Here is a 15,431-nt window from a genome sequence, read left to right as displayed (position 1 = left end):
GGCGATCGAGGCGCCCGACCCCCGTGACGGGGGCGGGCGCCTCGTCGTTGTTGTCACCGGCGGCGCTCCCGGCCGCGGATATGGGCGGAGTGTCGCGTTATGGGGATGAGAGGCCATCTATAAAGATGTGCGCCGAAGCGCGTTGCATACCGGACAAAAGGGGTTCCAAGGATGGGCGCATCGGTGTCACGTCATGGCTTCACCATCGTCGGCGGACGGGGCCGTGGCTACCGTCCCGCGCAGGTCGACCGCTATGTGGCCGACCTGTCCGAAGCGCGGGACGCGGCGTGGGAGCGCGCCGCGCGCCTCACCGTGCTGGCCAATGAGCTGACCGCCGAGGCGGAGCGGCTGCGTGAGGTGATCTCCCAACTGGCCCCCCAGACCTATGAGTCCCTCGGCGACCGGGCCCAGCTGATCCTGATGGCGGCCGAGGAGGAGGTCGTCTGTCTGCGGGCGGCGGCCGAGGCGACGGCGCAGGAGGAGTGGGAGGCCGCGCAGGCCGTGGCCCGTACGGTGCGGGACGCCGCCCGCGACGAGGCCGAGCTGGTCCGCGAGGCCGCCGAGGTGGCGGCCCGCGCCACCTTGGAGTCGGCCCAGGTGGATGTGGACGAGCTGCGGGCCGTCTCGCGCCAGGACGCCAAGGAGTGGCGGGCCCAGGCGCTGGCGGAGCTGAAGGAGATGCGGCAGCGCACCGCCGGGATCCTGGCCGAGCAGGAGCGGGAGCACGCCGAGCGGTGGGAGGCGGCGGGCCGCGAACTGGCCGAGCGGGACAACGCGATGACGGCCCGGCTGGCCCAGCTCGAGGAGTACGCCCAGGCGGGGCTCGCCGACGCCAAGCGGGAGTACGGGATGGCCGATCAGGCCGCTCGGCTGCGGCAGGAGGACGCGCAGGCGCAGGCGGCGGAGATCATCGCCCAGGCGCGGGCCCGGGAGGAGCGGCTGGCGCGGGAGACGGAGCGGACGCTGCGCGAGCATGTGGAGCGGCGCGAGGAGCTCAAGGCACATCTGGAGCATGTGCGCGGCAGTCTGGCGGCGCTGACCGGTAAGCCGGTGGCGGAGGACGCGGCGGCGGCCCCGCACCACGAGTCCTGAACCCACCGGAGAACCGCCGACCGACCCGCGCACCGGCAGCCGCAGCCGTCTCCGGCCGCCGTTCAGGCTTCCGCTTCCGCGTCCGCCTCCGTACGGACCGGGAAGCGGCGCGGGGCGAGGAAGACCAGGGCCAGCAGGGCCAGCAGCGCGGCCGTGGCCGAGCCCAGATAGACGTGGTCGACGGCGGTGTCCACGGCCCGTCGCAGATAGTCGGCCGCCTGGTCGGTGAGGGCGCCGGGGTGCTCCAGGGCGCGCGAGACCGAGTCCAGGTCGTCGGGCAGCCCCGGCCGGATGGCGTCGGGGGCATCGGTGAGCCGGGAGGCCAGCGTGGTGTTGGCCACGGCGCCGAAGAGCGCCGCCCCGACGCTCTGGCCGACCTGGCGGCAGAAGAGGATCGAGGCGGTGGCGGTGCCGCGTTCGGCCCATCCGACGGACGACTGCACCCCGATGATCAGCGGCAGCTGGAAGAGCCCGAGCGCGCCCCCGAGCAGCAGCATGATCAGCGCGGGCTGCCAGGCGGCGCCCGGGTAGGGGAGGAACGGGAAGGCGGCCAGGACCAGCGTGGCGGCCGTCATCCCGGTGATGGCGCAGCGCCGGAAGCCGACGCGGTTGTAGACGCGGCTGCTGAGCGCGGCCGCGATCGGCCAGCTCAGCGTCATCGTGGACAGCACGAACCCGGCCGGTATCGGTCCGAGCCCCAGCACCGACTGGGCGTAGGTGGGCAGGAAGACGGTCGGGGCGATCATCAGCAGACCGAGCGCGGCGAAGGCGACGTTGACCGCCGAGATGGTGCGGCGGCGCCAGACCCACCCGGGGATGATCGGCTCGGCGGCGCGCCGTTCGATCCATACGGTGGCCGCGGCGCACACCGCGGCGCCGCCGAGCATGGTGAGCGAGGGCGCGGACAGCCAGTCCCAGGCCACTCCGCCCTGGACGAGGGCGGTCAGCAGCAGCCCGCCGCTGAGGAACACGCCGAGCGCCCCGGCCCAGTCGACCCGGGGGCGGCTCTCCCGGTGCCGTCGCGGTTCGTGCAGATGCCGGGTGATCAGGGTGAACGCCAGGGCGCCGACCGGCAGATTGATGAGGAAGATCCACCGCCAGTCGGCGTATCCGGCGAGCACTCCGCCGATCGCGGGGCCCGCCACGGAGGAGAGCGCCCATACCGAGGAGAGCCTGGCCTGGATCTTCGGGCGCTCCTTGAGCGGATAGAGGTCGGCGGCGACGACCTGGATGGTGCCCTGGAGCGCCCCGCCGCCGAGCCCCTGGACGACCCGGAAGGCGATGAGGGAGGCCATGTTCCAGGCCCCGGCGCACAGCAGCGAGCCGATGACGAAGAACACGACGCCCGCGAGCAGGACGGGCTTGCGGCCGAAGGTGTCGGAGAGCTTTCCGTACAGCGGCAGGGAGACGGTGACGGCGAGCAGATAGCCGGAGAAGAGCCAGGAGAAGACGGAGAAGCCGCCGAGGTCGCCGACGATCTGCGGGACGGCGGTGGAGATGATGGTCGAGTCCAGCGCGGCCAGCGACATGCCGAGCATCAGGGCGGCGACGACGGGGCGGCGGTGGCTCGGGGTCGGGGTCTCGGAGTGGAGCTGGGGTGCGGCGGGCCCGGGGTCCGCGTCCATCGGCCGTCGTGCGGTGCCGCCCACGGTGGCGAGCTCCCTCCGCCGGTCCGCGCCGGCACGTGTCCCTGTTGTTCGTACGACGGACTCGCGTGCGCACGATTCTTGTACGACCCACGATTCCATGCCGGGGCAGGCTGGCGGAAGAACGCATCCGGGCTGTCCAGACGGCCTGGTTTGAGCCTGACGTGGCGGGAGGGTGCACCATCGACCCCGAGTCCGGGGTCAGACCCAGGACTCACTCCCCTAGGGGATGCCCACCCTGTACTCCTACTCCCGGTTCGTCCGGGCGGATGAGGAGCCTGTCGTCCCCACTTCATATGGTTGCTACGGGCTGCGCGACTTAAGGGGTGGGGCTAGCCCTACCGCTGAGAGGGAGTCATTCCCCATCGCGGAGGTTCCCGGATCGCGGCAGTCTTATTGCGGCGATCGGGGAACAGAGATCGCCGATCGGACACCGAAGGAGAAAGACCGTGACAACGGCTGTATCGATTCCCAGGACCGGGGGCAGCGGAGGACATACGGCCGTCGCCGCCCGCGCACGTCAGGTCACCAAGGCGTACGGCTCCGGGGAGACCCGGGTGGTCGCGCTGGACCAGGTGGACGTGGACATCGCGCGGGGGCAGTACACCGCGATCATGGGCCCGTCCGGCTCCGGCAAGTCGACCCTGATGCACTGCCTGGCCGGTCTGGACACCGTCAGCTCCGGGCAGATCTTCATCGATGAGACCGAGATCACCAAGCTGAAGGACAAGAAGCTCACCAAGCTGCGCCGGGACCGGATCGGCTTCATCTTCCAGGCGTTCAACCTGCTGCCCACGCTCAGCGCGATCGAGAACATCACGCTGCCGATGGACATCGCGGGCCGCAAGCCCGACCGGGCCTGGATGGACCGGGTGGTGGAGACCGTGGGCCTGGCCGGGCGGCTCAAGCACCGTCCGAACCAGCTCTCCGGCGGTCAGCAGCAGCGCGTCGCCGTGGCGCGTGCCCTCGCCGCCCGCCCCGAGATCATCTTCGGTGACGAGCCGACCGGAAACCTGGACTCGCGGGCCGGTGCCGAGGTGCTGGGCTTCCTCAAGCGGTCGGTGGACGAGCTGGGCCAGACCATCGTGATGGTCACCCATGACCCGGTCGCCGCCTCCTACGCCAACCGGGTGCTGTACCTGGCCGACGGCCGGATCGTCGACGAGATGTACAACCCGACGGCCGATCTGGTCCTGGAGCGCATGAAGCACTTCGACGCGCGAGGACGGGTGTCATGACCGTTCTCAAGACCTCACTGCGCAACTTCGTCGCCCACAAGGGGCGGATGGCGCTGTCGGCGATCGCCGTGCTGCTGTCGGTGGCCTTCGTCTGCGGCACGCTCGTCTTCACCGACACCACCAACGCCACGTTCGACAAGCTCTTCGCGAGCACGGCCTCCGATGTCACGGTCAGCCCCAAGGGCGTCAGCGACAAGGACACCCGGCAGGGCCGGATCCGTACCCTGCCCGGTTCGGAGCTGGCGCGGCTGAAGCAGGTGGACGGCGTCAAGTCGGTGCTCGGCGACGCCACCAGCCAGTCCGTCACCGCCGCCGACCGCAACGACAACAGCATCGGCTCGGACACCGGCGCCCCGACCATCGGCACCAACTGGGACCCGACCGAGAAGCGCTCGGTCGAGATCACCTCCGGCCACGCCCCGCGCGGCCCGACCGAGGTGATGGTCGACTCCGACACCGCCGAGAGCAAGAAGCTGAAGCTGGGCGACGAGGTGCGGATCATCGCCATCCCGGGCGAGTTCCGCGCGAAGATCGTCGGCATTGCCACGTTCCAGGTGACCAACCCCGGCGCCACGCTGATCTACATGGACACCGACACCGCGCAGCGCAAGCTGCTCGGCGCCCCCGGGGTCTACTCCAGCTACTCGCTCACCGCCCAGGCGGGCGTCAGCCACGACCAGCTGAAGAAGAACGTCGTCGCCGACCTCGGCACCGGGGTCAAGGTGCAGACGAAGGCCGAGTCCAGCAAGGAGGCCGAGGACGACATCGGCTCGTTCCTGGACGTGATGAAGTACGCGATGCTCGGCTTCGCCGGGATCGCCGTCCTGGTCGGCATCTTCCTGATCGTCAACACCTTCTCGATGCTGGTCGCCCAGCGCACCCGGGAGATCGGCCTGATGCGGGCCATCGGCTCCAGCCGGAAGCAGATCAACCGGTCGGTGCTGATCGAGGCGCTGCTGCTCGGCGTCGTCGGCTCGATCCTCGGCGTCCTCGGCGGCGTCGGCCTCGCGGTCGGCCTGATGAAGATCATGGGCAGCGCGGGGCTCCACCTGAGCACCGACCAGCTGACGGTGAAGGCCACCACGCCCATCGTGGGCATCGGCATCGGCGTCGTCGTCACCGTCATCGCGGCGTACATCCCCGCCCGCCGGGCCGGGAAGATCTCCCCGATGGCGGCCCTGCGCGACGCGGGCACCCCGGCGGACAGCAAGGCCGGATGGATCCGCGGCGCGATCGGCACCCTGCTCACCGCGGGCGGCGCGGCCTCCCTGGTGGTCGCGGGAAACGCGGACAAGGCGGTCGACGGCTCGATGTTCCTGGGCCTCGGCGTGGTGCTGACCCTCATCGGCTTCATCGTCATCGGCCCGCTGCTGGCCGGTCTGGTGGTCCGGGTACTGGCCACCGTCGTGCTGCGGATCTTCGGCCCGGTCGGCCGGCTGGCCGAGCGCAACGCGCTGCGCAACCCGCGGCGCACCGGTGCCACCGGCGCGGCCCTGATGATCGGTCTGGCGCTGGTCGCCTGTCTGTCGGTGGTGGGCTCCTCGATGGTCGCCTCGGCCACCGATGAGCTGGACAAGTCGGTGGGCGCGGACTTCATCGTCCAGTCCGACACCGGCCAGCCGATCACCAAGGGGATCGCCGACGCGGTACGCCAGGCCAAGGGCCTGAAGCACATCAGCGAGGCCAAGGACATCGAGGGCACCAAGCTCACCCTGCCCGACGGCAAGACGGTCACCAAGGACCTCTCGGCCGCCAGCCCGACGTACGCCGAGGACCTGCGCACCCCGGTCGTCGAGGGCGACCTGGCCGCCGCGTACGGCAAGGACGCCATGTCCGTGCCGGAGGGCTTCGCCAAGGACCACAAGGTGAAGCGGGGCGACACCCTCACCGTCGCGTTCAAGGAGGGCCGCACCGCCAAGCTGACCGTCGCCGCGATCACCTCGGACGACGTCAGCCTCGACAAGGGCGCGATCTACCTCAACATCGCCACCGTCGAGCGTTACGTCCCCGCCAAGCTGATCCCGGCGGACGTCATGATGCTGGCGCAGGCCAAGGACGGCCAGGAGAAGCAGGCGTACGCCTCCCTCAAGTCCCAGCTGCACCACTACCCGTCGGTGAAGGTGCGCGACCAGACCGACTACAAGAAGGAGGTCAAGGACCAGGTCGGTCAGCTGCTCAACCTGGTCTACGGCCTGCTGGCGCTCGCGATCATCGTCGCCGTACTCGGCGTGGTGAACACCCTGGCCCTCTCGGTCGTCGAGCGGACCCGCGAGATCGGCCTGATGCGCGCCATCGGCGTCTCCCGCCGCCAGATGCGCCGCATGATCCGCCTGGAGTCCGTGGTCATCGCCCTCTTCGGCGCCCTGCTGGGCCTCGGGCTCGGCATGGGCTGGGGCACCACGGCGCAGAAGCTGCTGGCACTCGAGGGTCTGAAGACCCTGGAGATCCCGTGGCCGACGATCATCACGGTCTTCATCGGCTCCGCCGTCGTGGGCCTGATCGCGGCCCTGGTCCCGGCCTTCCGGGCGGCGCGGATGAACGTCCTGAACGCGATCGCCACGGAATAACCGGCGGGGGAGCGGCCAACGGGGGAAACGGGCCCGCTGCCCTCCATGGGGGGATGGGCAGCAGGCCGACCGGCCGGCCCGGTGCGCGACGGGGGAGCGCACCGGGCCGGCCGTGTGTCTCGGGGTCGGATTCCGGGCGTCGGATTCCAGGGGTTCCGCTGGTTTGACTTCGAGTGCGCTCCAACTCCTAGCGTGATCGTCACAACCACGAGGGAGGCACCCGATGTCCGAACTGCCCATCCGCCGCCTGGGGGCACTGACCGTCACGGCCCAGGGCCTGGGCTGCATGGGGATGAGCCACGGCTACGGCGACTCCGACGACGCCCAGTCGATAGCCACCCTCCACCGCGCCCTCGACCTCGGCGTCACGCTGCTGGACACCTCCGACTTCTACGGCGCCGGGCACAACGAGGAGCTGCTCGGCCGGGCCCTGGCCGGGCGGCGGGATCAGGCGGTGCTGGCCACCAAGTTCGGGTTCGCCAACCGGCTGGGGGAGCCGACCGCGATCCGGGGGGACGCCGCGTATGTCCGCCAGGCGTGCGACGCCTCGCTGCGGCGGCTCGGCGTCGATCACATCGACCTCTACTACCAGCACCGCGTCGACCCCGACGTCCCCATCGAGGAGACCGTCGGCGCGATGGCCGAGCTGGTGCGGGCGGGCAAGGTGCGCCATCTCGGACTGTCCGAGGCGGGCGCGGAGACCATCCGCCGGGCCCATGCGGTGCACCCCATCGCGGCCCTGCAGAGCGAATGGTCGCTGTGGACGCGGGACCTGGAGCACGAGATCGTCCCGGTCTGCCGTGAGCTCGGCATCGGCCTCGTGCCCTTCTCCCCGCTCGGCCGCGGCTTCCTCACCGGTCGCTACACCTCGACCGACGGCCTGCCGGAGAGCGACGTACGCCGCACCCAGCCCCGGTTCGCCGACGGCAACCTCGAGCAGAACCTGGCCATCGTGGAGAAGCTGGACGAACTGGCCGCCGCGAAGGGCGTCACCGCGGGCCAGCTCGCCCTCGCCTGGGTGCAGCACCGCGGCGACGACGTGGTCCCCATCCCGGGCACCCGGCGCCAGAAGTACCTGGCGGAGAACCTGGCCGCCGCCACCCTCGAGCTGACCCCCGAGGAACTGTCCGCGATCGACGCCGCCGCCCCGGCCGACCAGGTCGCCGGCACCCGCTACGACGAGAAGAGCCTCACCTTCGTCAACCGCTGACCGGGGGACCGATGAGTTTCGGGGCGGTCCGGGGTCTTGGGAGGTGAACGCATCACCCCAAGGGAGATCACCATGACCGAGACCGCCAAAGGCGCCCGTTTCACCGAGGTGGGCCGGGTCGCCGTCACCGTCGCCGATCAGGACCGGGCGCTGGAGTTCTACGTGGGCACGCTCGGCTTCGAGAAGCGTGCCGACATCCCCTTCGGCGACGGTCACCGCTGGATCGAGGTGGCCCCGGCGGGCGCCCCGACCGGGATCGCGCTGGTTCTGCCGCGCGAGGGCGGGCAGGGGCCGGGCTACGACACCGGCATCATCCTCACCTCCGAGGACATCGACGCCGACCACGCGGCGCTGCGCGGGCGCGGTGTCGACACCGACTCGGAGGTCCAGCGCTGGGGCGCCCCGGTGCCGCCGATGTTCAGCTTCCGGGACGCGGACGGCAACGCGGTGATGGTCGTCGAGAACGGCTGACCCTGTCGGTCACCGGCGAAGAGCCGGTCCGCGGACGGGGGGCGGACCGGCTCCTCGGTGTGGTCACGACCCGGCTCTTCGGTGGGGTTACGGCGCGGGGCCGCCGATGTGCGCGGCGCGGACGCGGGACGACGGCGGTCACGGTCAGCCTCCGTGCGCCGTGAGGGCGTAGCCCTCCGGGCCGATGAAGGTGAACGTGCGGCCGAAGGGGCTGTCCTGGGGCGGGCTGAGGATGGGCACCCCGGCGGCGGCGAGCTGGTCGTGCAGCGTCTGGGCGTCCGTGGTGCGGAACCACAGGGCCACTCCGAGGCCGGGACGTGCGGCGTCGTCGAGGTTCACGCCCGGCAGCGGCTCGCGGACGGCGAACGGGATCGGCTCGGTGGCGAACACCACCGCGCCGGGCGGCGAGGCCGGTGCCCGCCGCAGGCCCAGATGGGTTTCGCAGAAGGCGGCCGCCGCCTCGACGTCGCGCACCTGCAAGGCGATGAAGTCGGGGCCGTCGATGGTGGTGGGCATGGGGCCTCCCCGGTTGTTGGCTGAGTCAGTGACTTCGATGTCAGGACTTTGACATGCATGGACTGTACGCACGGCCACCTCCTATGTCAAAATCCTGACATGGAAGACCGGACGCCCGTGCCCCCGCCGCACCCCGCCGACGACGTCACCGAGCATGTGGGCTACCGCCTCAAACGCGCCGCCGCGGCGCTGCGCGGCGCCATGGACAAGGCGCTGCGCGAGCACGGGCTGACGGTGCCGCAGTACGCCTGCCTCGAACTCCTCGACCAGCGGCCCGGCCTGTCCAACGCCGAGCTCGCCCGCTCCGCGTTCGTCACCCGGCAGTCCATGAACGTCGTCCTCCGCGGCCTCCAGGACGCGGACCTGATCTCCCGGCCCGCCACCACCGACCACGGCCGCGCGCTCCCCGCCCACCTCACCGAGCACGGCTGCGAACGCCTCGACGCGGCCCGGTCCGCCGTCTACGCCATCGAACGGACGATGGTCGACGCCCTCCCGCGGCGGCGTCTGGCCGCCCTCCTCGCCGACCTCGACCGCATGGCGGAAGCCCTCGGCGGCTGACCGGCCCCTGCCTCAGTCGCGGGGGAGCAGGGTGCCCAGGGGGCCGAGGTCCAGGTTGAGGTCTTCCGGGGTCAGGCCGTGCTGGTCGCACAGTTCCGTCATGCGCTGGTCGAGCAGCATCAGCGTGGTGCCGATGCGCTCGATCTGGTCGTCGGTGAGGCCGCCCGCGTCGATGCGGCGGATGGCCTGGCGCTCCATCAGCTGGCGGAGGAGTTCGACGACCGTCAGCACCAGGGCCACCAGGTCGCGGCCGACCGAGTCGCGGTCGATGTCCACGCGGGAGGGGGTGGCGGGGATCGGCGCGCTCATAGTGGGCCGCTGTCGGTCCATGGGGCCCGGACCCGTTCGTTGACCGAGGAGAGGAGGGCGTGCAGGGAGAGGCGGACGAGGGGGACCTCGGCGATCGCGATGACCAGGTCGCCGCTGATGACGACGCCGGTGGCGAGCACCCGGTCCAGGAGGTCCACGAGGGGGACGCCGAGCGGGCCCAGCGCCTCGGCGGGGGTGGTTCCCCACTCGGGGGACTCCTTGCGGGCGGTGGCGGCGGGGGTCGTCTCCCACAGCGCTTTCGCCGGGGTGGTGTCCCCGGTGGGCGGGCTGGTCATGGGGTCGCCCCCGGGTCCGTGATCCCGCCGTCGGCGAAGGAGTAGGGCGCCCACGGTCCGGAGAGTTCGATCTGGACGTCCGTCTCGTCGCGGCGCAACGACGCGAGCGCGGCGCGCAGTTCGCGCTCCCGGCCCAGGTCGAGGAGGTAGGCCGCGTTCAGCACATGGGTGCGGTGCTTCCCGGTCACCTCGACGCCGTGCGGGCGCAGTCGGCGCGCGGCCACGGCGAGGCCCCGGACGACGGTGTCCACCCGCTCGGCGGCCCGCAGCGCCAGGGTGTGGCGCTGTTCGCGGCCGCGCTGCCGGGTGCGGACGCGGTCCAGATAGGCGCGGCCGCTCCTGGCCGGACCGGGGCCCTCCGCCGGGGCCGCTTCCGGGGCGGGTGGCGGTCCCGTGGGGGCGTAGACCTTGACGCCCCATTCGACCCGGCCAGCGATCCGGTCCAGGGCGGTCAGGAAGGACGTCTCCCGGTCGCCCAGGGCCTCGCGGACCCGGCCGTCGTCGAGATAGACCGTGGCCAGGGGCAGCGGAACGGCCGGGGCGAGCGCCGAGACCGCCGTGATCACCGCGTGGTGGGCGCGGGCGCAGCGCTCCAGCTCGGCGCCGTCGGACAGCCGCCGCCGCAGCGCCTCCTCGTCGTACCCGGCCGGGGGCACGTCCTGGACCACGGCGGTGAGCGGGCCCGCCGCGACCGTACGGACGGGGGCGCCGGTGCCGAGCCCGGGGAGTTCCGCCAACGGCCCCGCCGGTGCGGTGAGGTCGCCGCCCCGGCAGACCGCGAAGGCGTAGACGAGGGTGGGGGCCTCGGTCATGGGCGCCTCTCCTCCTCGGCCGCGCCGACCGTGCTGAGCTCCTCCGCGCCGATCCGTGACTCCAGGGCGTGAAGCCGCTCGCGCAGTTCCGCGTTCTCCTGCGCGAGGGTGTCCCGCGCGGCGCGCGACGAGAGCGCGGGATCGGTTTCCCACCAGTCGATTCCGGCCTTGCGGGCGGTGTCCACGGAGGAGATGAACAGCCGCAGCCGGATGGTGAGCAGTTCGATGTCCAGCAGGTCGATCTTGATGTCACCGGCGATCACGATGCCCTTGTCCAGGACGCGTTCCAGGATCTCGGCGAGGTCGGAGGGGTGCCGCTCGGTGGTCACGGACGAGGGGTGGGCCAGGTCGCGTTCAGTCATGGCGTCCGCACCCTCGCCCTTCCTCCCCGGCCGCCCGAGCGCTCCAGCAGATCCAGCAGCCGGTCCTCCTCCCGGTCGAACTCCTCCGGGCCGATCGCCCCCGACTCCAGGGCCTCGTTCAGCGCGGCGAGCCGGGCGCGCAGCACCGACGGATGGCACATCTCCTCCTCCGCCATGTCCCGCACGCGCTCCGCGACCCACACCACCCCGCGCACCGGCGCCAGCGGGAAGAGGACGACCTGGCTCAGTACGCCCATCTCAGGCCCGGCCTTCCGTGAAGCTGTAGCAGGGCAGCGGGCCGGTGAGGCGCAGTTCGACCCGGTCGCGGTGGGCGGCCGCGAGGCGTTCCACGGCGCCCTCGAACCCCCGCTGTTCGCGCAGGTCCAGCAGGAACGAGGCGTTGAGTACGCATCCCTCGACCTCCGGGCCGTGCACCGTGGCGTCCGCCACGGCCGAGAGCTCCGCGAGCACCGTGGCGGCGGCCGCCACTGCCCGGCGCTTCAGCCCGCGTGCCACGGCCTCGCCGAGCCGCACGTCGGCCTCGTACCCCGGGGCCCGGCGCGCGGCGGTGCGCAACCGGCCCACCTCGGGGTCCTCCCGTACCAGCGCGCCCAGGTCGGCCTCGGTGGGCAGCGCCTTGAGGTTCATCTCGATCCGCCCGTCGACGCGTTCGAGCGCGGCCAGGCAGTCGTTCTGTGTGCACAGCAGCTGCCGCCGCACCGACTCCTCGTCGGGGGCGACCATCCCGAAGCGCATCGGCAGCACCGGCCCGTCCCGCCCCAGCGTCAGGGCGAGGTCCTGGTGGGCGAGGAGGTCGCGGCGCTTGGCGCGGAGCCGGGCGGGAGCGTCGCTGATCACCGCGGCCAGCGCTCCGGCCCGGACGGTACGGACCGGGGCGGGCCGCTCGCCCACTCCGGTGCGGCCGGGCGGCACCGTATGGGAGGCGCGGACGACGCCGTAGACGTACACGCTCTGCGGTGCGGGCGCGGGCGCGGTCATGGATCAGCCCTCCTCCGAAGAAGCGGAACGGCGGCGGGTCGGGGCGGTGCGCCGCCGGGGGCGGCTCTCCCGCTCCTCCCGCTCCCCTTCTTCCTCCTCATCGGCCCCGACGGCCCGCTTGACCTTCTCGCCCACGCCCGCCACCGCCTTCTTGGCCTTCTTCCTGCCGAGGCCAGTGGCCATCCGCCCGGCCGGACTCCCGCCGCCGCTCGCGACCCCGCCCAGCAGCTCGGGAACGGTCGTGCTGCTGCGGTCGAATTCGAGGTCCACGCGGTTGCAGGCCTCCGCGAAGCGGAGGTACGTGTCCACGCTGGCGACCACGATCCGGGCGTCGATCTTCAGGATCTCGATGCCGACGAGGGAGACCCGGATGAAGACGTCGATCACCATGCCCCGGTCGAGGATGAGTTCCAGGCAGTCGTAGAGGGTGCCGGTCCGCTGGACGCAGACGACTTCTTCCGTATAAGTGCCAGTGGGCATCTCGGAGCGTCCTTTCGGCTGTCGTCTCAGCAGTCGTCGGCCGCACCGCGCCGGTAGCGACGGACCCTCCGGTATTCCTGGAGCTCGCCCCGCTCGTCGACGCGCACCTCGTACGTGGCCAGCAGGCTGGTGGTGTCGGGGATCCGGGCGACCTCGAGAACGTCCACGCTGACGAGCCAGCCGTCCTCGTGGCGGGCCACGCCGCTGACGCCCTCGGGCTCATGGACGAGCAGCGAGGCGAGCTGTTCGCACGCGTGCCGGGCGGCCTCGGCCGGCTTGGGGGCCCGGGGCCGGGTACTCGTCTTGGTGGGCGACGGGCGCGGGTCTCGCTCTGCCATGTGCATCAGTGTGATCACAGGGCGTGTCCGGCCGCCTGTCGTGATGGGCCGGACGCGGGACCGCCGGACGATCGACGGCGACTCAGGGCAGCTGCGGCGGACGGCGGCTCAGGGCACTCGCGGCGGAGCGCTCAGGCGCCCTTTCCCGCCTCGTCCCGCTCCTGCGGGCTCAGCGAGGACCACAGCCGTTCGCTCGCGCAGTGCATGTGTTCCGCCATGGCCCGCTCGGCGGCCTCCGGGTCGTGGTCGCGGATGGCCTGGAGGATCGCGGCGTGTTCCTTGAGCGTGCCGGCCACCGTGCCCTCGATGTCTCCCGCGCGCTCCATCCAGACCTGGAGGAGCGAACGGATGCTGTGCAGGATGTCGCTGAGCACGGAGTTGCGGGCGATGGTCGCCGTCTCCAGGTGGAAGGCGATGTCGGCGTCGATGAACGCCGTGACATCGCTGCCCGCCTCGCGCATGTGCTCCAGATGGGCCTCGAGGCGGTCCACGTCCGCGGGTTCGGCGCGCTCGGCGGCGAGGCGGGCGGACATGCCCTCCATGAAGGTGCGCACCTCGACCAGGTCATGGGTGCGGCGCTGGCCCAGCATCAGGCCCCAGTTGATGGCGCGGGGCAGGAACTCCGAGGTGCCGGCCCGGACGTAGGACCCGGAGCCGGGACGGATCTCGATGATGCCGAGGACGTCGAGGGCGGACAGCGCGCCACGGACGCTGGACCGGGCCACGTTCAGCGCCTCGGCGAGCTGACGCTCCGCGGGGAGCCGGGTGCCGGGCCGCAGATGGCCTTCGGAGAGGTGGTCGAGCAGCCGTTTGGCCACCTCGCTCACCGACGACTCCCGGACGACGGGACGCAGCAAGGCGGTGAAGTTCGGCTGGTCGGACTCAGCGCTCACGTGGCGTTCCCCTTAGCGGTCTGGCTGGACCCACCAGTACATCACCAGTTGCCGGAGCGGACGTCTCCGGCTCCTGGCTATGTGTCCGGCGGGGTTCTGTCAAGAGGCTATTGGCCTGCGGTAAAAGCGATGCTCATCACTTTGGTTAATTGGTGACCAATTTTCGATGAGTGGCTAGCGTGAGGCTCACTCCACCGGACAACGCCGTCCCGCCCAGTGAGGAGCCGCTATGGGCACCCCTGTCGTCACCCCGGTCACGACGGACGTCGAGAGATCGGCGATCAGGAAGATCGCGATCCGACTCGTCCCGTTCGTCGCCCTGATGTTCTTCGTGAACTTCCTCGACCGGACCGCGGTCTCCTTCGCCGAGCCCAACGGCATGGGCGAGGACCTGGGCCTCAGCGCCGCTCAGTTCGGGCTCGCCTCGGGCGTCTTCTTCATCGGCTACATCCTGCTGGAAGTGCCCAGCAACATGGCGCTGCACCGGTTCGGTGCCCGCCGCTGGCTGGCTCGGATCATGGTCACCTGGGGAATCGTTTCTCTGCTCTTCACCTGGGTGAACTCCACCGAGCAGCTGTACGCCCTGCGCTTTCTGCTGGGGGTCGCCGAGGCCGGGTTCTTCCCCGGCGCGATCCTCTTCCTCAGCCAGTGGGTGCCGGCCCGCCACCGCACCCGGATCCTCGCGCTGTTCTACCTGGCCCAGCCGCTCACCACGGTGATCGGGGCGCCGCTGGCCGGGCTGCTGATCAACCAGCACGGCTCGTTCCTGGGCCTCGACGGCTGGCGCTTCATGTTCCTGGGCGTCTCGGTGCCCGCGATCCTGCTCGGCGTCATCGCCTGGTTCTACCTGATCGACCGCCCGGCCGACGCCAAGTGGCTCACCGGTGAGGAGAAGGACTGGCTGACCGGCGCGCTGGCGCGGGAGAACTCCGAGAAGACCGCCGGCCACGGCGAGCGTGCGCCGCTGAGGGCGGCGTTCGGCAGCGGCCGGGTGTGGGTCCTCTCCGTCATCTACTTCGGCTTCATCTACGGCCTGTACGCCCTGGCGTTCTTCCTGCCCACCATCATCAGCGGCTTCGAGGACCAGTTCGGGACCCACTTCAGCGTGATGGACAAGGGGCTGATCACCGCCATCCCCTATCTGCCCGCCGCGATCGTCCTCTTCTTCTGGTCCCGGCACGCCACCCGGCACGGGGTGCGCGCGTGGCATGTGGCCGGGCCCGCGGTGGTCGGCGGTGTGAGCATTCCGCTGGCCCTGTCCATGGGCTCGCCGACCGCGACCGTCGCCGTGATCACCATCACCGCCTGCTCGATCTTCGCGGCGCTGCCCGCCTTCTGGTCGCTGCCCTCCCGGTTCCTCACCGGAGGCGCCGCGGCCGCCGGTATCGCCCTGATCAACACGGCCGGGAACGTCGCGGGCTTCGCCGCGAGCTACATCACCGGCTGGCTGCGGGACCTCAGTGGCTCCTACTACGCGCCGCTCTTCCTCGTCGGCGGCTTCATGGTGCTGTCCGCCGTGCTGATGGTCCTGCTCGCCGCCCGCCGCGGACCCACGGCCCCCGCCCCCGAACAGGAGCTGATCACCGCCGGGCACTGACCCCGCTCGCCGTCCACCCCCAGCGCACCGATCACCCCTCCGCG

18 protein-coding genes are annotated in these 15,431 nt (G+C 71.5%); 7 read left to right on the top strand and 11 right to left on the bottom strand.

Annotation, left to right across the window (positions count from 1 at the left end):
- Window positions 1–171 precede the first annotated feature (171 nt).
- Window positions 172–1,092 carry a coiled-coil domain-containing protein gene (locus ACMTAK_RS20325; protein WP_413807541.1) on the top strand — a complete coding sequence of 307 codons (921 nt, stop codon included), beginning with the start codon at window positions 172–174 and terminating at the stop codon, window positions 1,090–1,092.
- A 62-nt stretch (window positions 1,093–1,154) separates the two neighbouring features.
- Here ACMTAK_RS20325 and ACMTAK_RS20320 read toward each other — a convergent pair whose 3' ends face one another.
- Entirely contained in the window at window positions 1,155–2,741 is a 1,587-nt protein-coding gene (locus ACMTAK_RS20320) for an MFS transporter (RefSeq protein ID WP_461773813.1), read from the bottom strand.
- Between the two features lie 446 nt (window positions 2,742–3,187).
- Here ACMTAK_RS20320 and ACMTAK_RS20315 point away from each other — a divergent pair, with 446 nt between their 5' ends.
- The 4 genes from ACMTAK_RS20315 to ACMTAK_RS20300 all read left to right on the top strand — a co-directional run bounded on the left by ACMTAK_RS20315 (window position 3,188) and on the right by ACMTAK_RS20300 (window position 8,224).
- Window positions 3,188–3,976 (top strand): ABC transporter ATP-binding protein, encoded by a 789-nt coding sequence (locus tag ACMTAK_RS20315; RefSeq protein ID WP_044570893.1) that lies wholly within the window; start codon window positions 3,188–3,190, stop codon window positions 3,974–3,976.
- Window positions 3,973–6,543, top strand: a complete 2,571-nt coding sequence (locus tag ACMTAK_RS20310; RefSeq protein ID WP_413807540.1) for an ABC transporter permease — start codon at window positions 3,973–3,975, stop codon at window positions 6,541–6,543. The genes ACMTAK_RS20315 and ACMTAK_RS20310 overlap by 4 nt, the downstream gene beginning before the upstream one ends.
- 223 nt (window positions 6,544–6,766) lie before the next feature.
- Window positions 6,767–7,753 carry an aldo/keto reductase gene (locus ACMTAK_RS20305; RefSeq protein WP_413807539.1) on the top strand — a complete coding sequence of 329 codons (987 nt, stop codon included), beginning with the start codon at window positions 6,767–6,769 and terminating at the stop codon, window positions 7,751–7,753.
- A gap of 72 nt (window positions 7,754–7,825) precedes the next feature.
- Window positions 7,826–8,224, top strand: coding sequence for a VOC family protein (locus tag ACMTAK_RS20300; protein WP_413807538.1), 399 nt, complete (start codon window positions 7,826–7,828; stop codon window positions 8,222–8,224).
- Window positions 8,225–8,368: 144 nt separating this feature from the next.
- Here ACMTAK_RS20300 and ACMTAK_RS20295 read toward each other — a convergent pair whose 3' ends face one another.
- Complete coding sequence (locus ACMTAK_RS20295) at window positions 8,369–8,740, bottom strand: VOC family protein (protein ID WP_413807537.1); 372 nt, start codon at window positions 8,738–8,740, stop codon at window positions 8,369–8,371.
- A 99-nt stretch (window positions 8,741–8,839) separates the two neighbouring features.
- Here ACMTAK_RS20295 and ACMTAK_RS20290 point away from each other — a divergent pair, with 99 nt between their 5' ends.
- On the top strand, window positions 8,840–9,301 hold the full coding sequence (locus tag ACMTAK_RS20290; protein WP_413807536.1) for a MarR family winged helix-turn-helix transcriptional regulator: 462 nt from the start codon (window positions 8,840–8,842) through the stop codon (window positions 9,299–9,301).
- A gap of 12 nt (window positions 9,302–9,313) precedes the next feature.
- On the opposite strand, the gene ACMTAK_RS20285 is transcribed toward ACMTAK_RS20290, so the two are convergent.
- From ACMTAK_RS20285 to ACMTAK_RS20245, 9 genes are all read right to left on the bottom strand, one after another.
- A complete protein-coding gene (locus ACMTAK_RS20285) occupies window positions 9,314–9,610 on the bottom strand; it encodes a gas vesicle protein K (protein WP_413807535.1) in 297 nt (98 codons plus the stop codon).
- Window positions 9,607–9,906: a gas vesicle protein gene (locus ACMTAK_RS20280; protein WP_413807534.1), complete on the bottom strand. Its 300-nt coding sequence runs from the start codon at window positions 9,904–9,906 to the stop codon at window positions 9,607–9,609. The genes ACMTAK_RS20285 and ACMTAK_RS20280 overlap by 4 nt, the downstream gene beginning before the upstream one ends.
- Complete coding sequence (locus tag ACMTAK_RS20275; RefSeq protein ID WP_413807533.1) at window positions 9,903–10,718, bottom strand: GvpL/GvpF family gas vesicle protein; 816 nt, start codon at window positions 10,716–10,718, stop codon at window positions 9,903–9,905. The genes ACMTAK_RS20280 and ACMTAK_RS20275 overlap by 4 nt, the downstream gene beginning before the upstream one ends.
- Window positions 10,715–11,080, bottom strand: a complete 366-nt coding sequence (locus ACMTAK_RS20270) for a gas vesicle protein (protein ID WP_413807532.1) — start codon at window positions 11,078–11,080, stop codon at window positions 10,715–10,717. The genes ACMTAK_RS20275 and ACMTAK_RS20270 overlap by 4 nt, the downstream gene beginning before the upstream one ends.
- Window positions 11,077–11,337, bottom strand: a complete 261-nt coding sequence (locus tag ACMTAK_RS20265) for a gas vesicle protein GvpG (RefSeq protein ID WP_413807531.1) — start codon at window positions 11,335–11,337, stop codon at window positions 11,077–11,079. Before ACMTAK_RS20265 ends, ACMTAK_RS20270 begins: the two co-directional genes overlap by 4 nt.
- A 1-nt stretch (window position 11,338) precedes the next feature.
- Window positions 11,339–12,079 (bottom strand): GvpL/GvpF family gas vesicle protein, encoded by a 741-nt coding sequence (locus tag ACMTAK_RS20260; protein WP_413807530.1) that lies wholly within the window; start codon window positions 12,077–12,079, stop codon window positions 11,339–11,341.
- 3 nt (window positions 12,080–12,082) lie between these two features.
- Entirely contained in the window at window positions 12,083–12,559 is a 477-nt protein-coding gene (gvpJ, locus tag ACMTAK_RS20255) for a gas vesicle protein GvpJ (protein ID WP_413807529.1), read from the bottom strand.
- 26 nt (window positions 12,560–12,585) lie between these two features.
- Window positions 12,586–12,897, bottom strand: coding sequence for a gas vesicle protein GvpO (locus ACMTAK_RS20250; protein ID WP_413807528.1), 312 nt, complete (start codon window positions 12,895–12,897; stop codon window positions 12,586–12,588).
- A gap of 131 nt (window positions 12,898–13,028) precedes the next feature.
- Entirely contained in the window at window positions 13,029–13,790 is a 762-nt protein-coding gene (locus tag ACMTAK_RS20245; RefSeq protein WP_262702879.1) for a FadR/GntR family transcriptional regulator, read from the bottom strand.
- A gap of 229 nt (window positions 13,791–14,019) precedes the next feature.
- Here ACMTAK_RS20245 and ACMTAK_RS20240 point away from each other — a divergent pair, with 229 nt between their 5' ends.
- On the top strand, window positions 14,020–15,387 hold the full coding sequence (locus tag ACMTAK_RS20240; protein ID WP_413807527.1) for an MFS transporter: 1,368 nt from the start codon (window positions 14,020–14,022) through the stop codon (window positions 15,385–15,387).
- Window positions 15,388–15,431: the final 44 nt, after the last annotated feature.

The sequence above is a fragment of the Streptomyces lacaronensis genome, assembly GCF_047337785.1.
GTDB classification, from domain to species: Bacteria; Actinomycetota; Actinomycetes; order Streptomycetales; family Streptomycetaceae; genus Streptomyces; species Streptomyces lycopersici.
This window is presented reverse-complemented; position numbering and strand designations above follow the sequence as displayed.

Excerpts from the sequence above, each read along its gene's own strand:
- ACMTAK_RS20240 (WP_413807527.1), top strand. The coding sequence starts at position 14,020 with ATGGGCACCCCTGTCGTCACCCCGGTCACGACGGACGTCGAGAGATCG.
- ACMTAK_RS20250 (WP_413807528.1), bottom strand. The coding sequence starts at position 12,897 with ATGGCAGAGCGAGACCCGCGCCCGTCGCCCACCAAGACGAGTACCCGG.
- ACMTAK_RS20310 (WP_413807540.1), top strand. The coding sequence starts at position 3,973 with ATGACCGTTCTCAAGACCTCACTGCGCAACTTCGTCGCCCACAAGGGG.
- ACMTAK_RS20260 (WP_413807530.1), bottom strand. The coding sequence starts at position 12,079 with ATGACCGCGCCCGCGCCCGCACCGCAGAGCGTGTACGTCTACGGCGTC.
- ACMTAK_RS20305 (WP_413807539.1), top strand. The coding sequence starts at position 6,767 with ATGTCCGAACTGCCCATCCGCCGCCTGGGGGCACTGACCGTCACGGCC.
- ACMTAK_RS20265 (WP_413807531.1), bottom strand. The coding sequence starts at position 11,337 with ATGGGCGTACTGAGCCAGGTCGTCCTCTTCCCGCTGGCGCCGGTGCGC.
- ACMTAK_RS20270 (WP_413807532.1), bottom strand. The coding sequence starts at position 11,080 with ATGACTGAACGCGACCTGGCCCACCCCTCGTCCGTGACCACCGAGCGG.
- ACMTAK_RS20280 (WP_413807534.1), bottom strand. The coding sequence starts at position 9,906 with ATGACCAGCCCGCCCACCGGGGACACCACCCCGGCGAAAGCGCTGTGG.
- ACMTAK_RS20290 (WP_413807536.1), top strand. The coding sequence starts at position 8,840 with ATGGAAGACCGGACGCCCGTGCCCCCGCCGCACCCCGCCGACGACGTC.
- ACMTAK_RS20275 (WP_413807533.1), bottom strand. The coding sequence starts at position 10,718 with ATGACCGAGGCCCCCACCCTCGTCTACGCCTTCGCGGTCTGCCGGGGC.
- gvpJ (WP_413807529.1), bottom strand. The coding sequence starts at position 12,559 with ATGCCCACTGGCACTTATACGGAAGAAGTCGTCTGCGTCCAGCGGACC.
- ACMTAK_RS20285 (WP_413807535.1), bottom strand. The coding sequence starts at position 9,610 with ATGAGCGCGCCGATCCCCGCCACCCCCTCCCGCGTGGACATCGACCGC.
- ACMTAK_RS20295 (WP_413807537.1), bottom strand. The coding sequence starts at position 8,740 with ATGCCCACCACCATCGACGGCCCCGACTTCATCGCCTTGCAGGTGCGC.
- ACMTAK_RS20325 (WP_413807541.1), top strand. The coding sequence starts at position 172 with ATGGGCGCATCGGTGTCACGTCATGGCTTCACCATCGTCGGCGGACGG.
- ACMTAK_RS20300 (WP_413807538.1), top strand. The coding sequence starts at position 7,826 with ATGACCGAGACCGCCAAAGGCGCCCGTTTCACCGAGGTGGGCCGGGTC.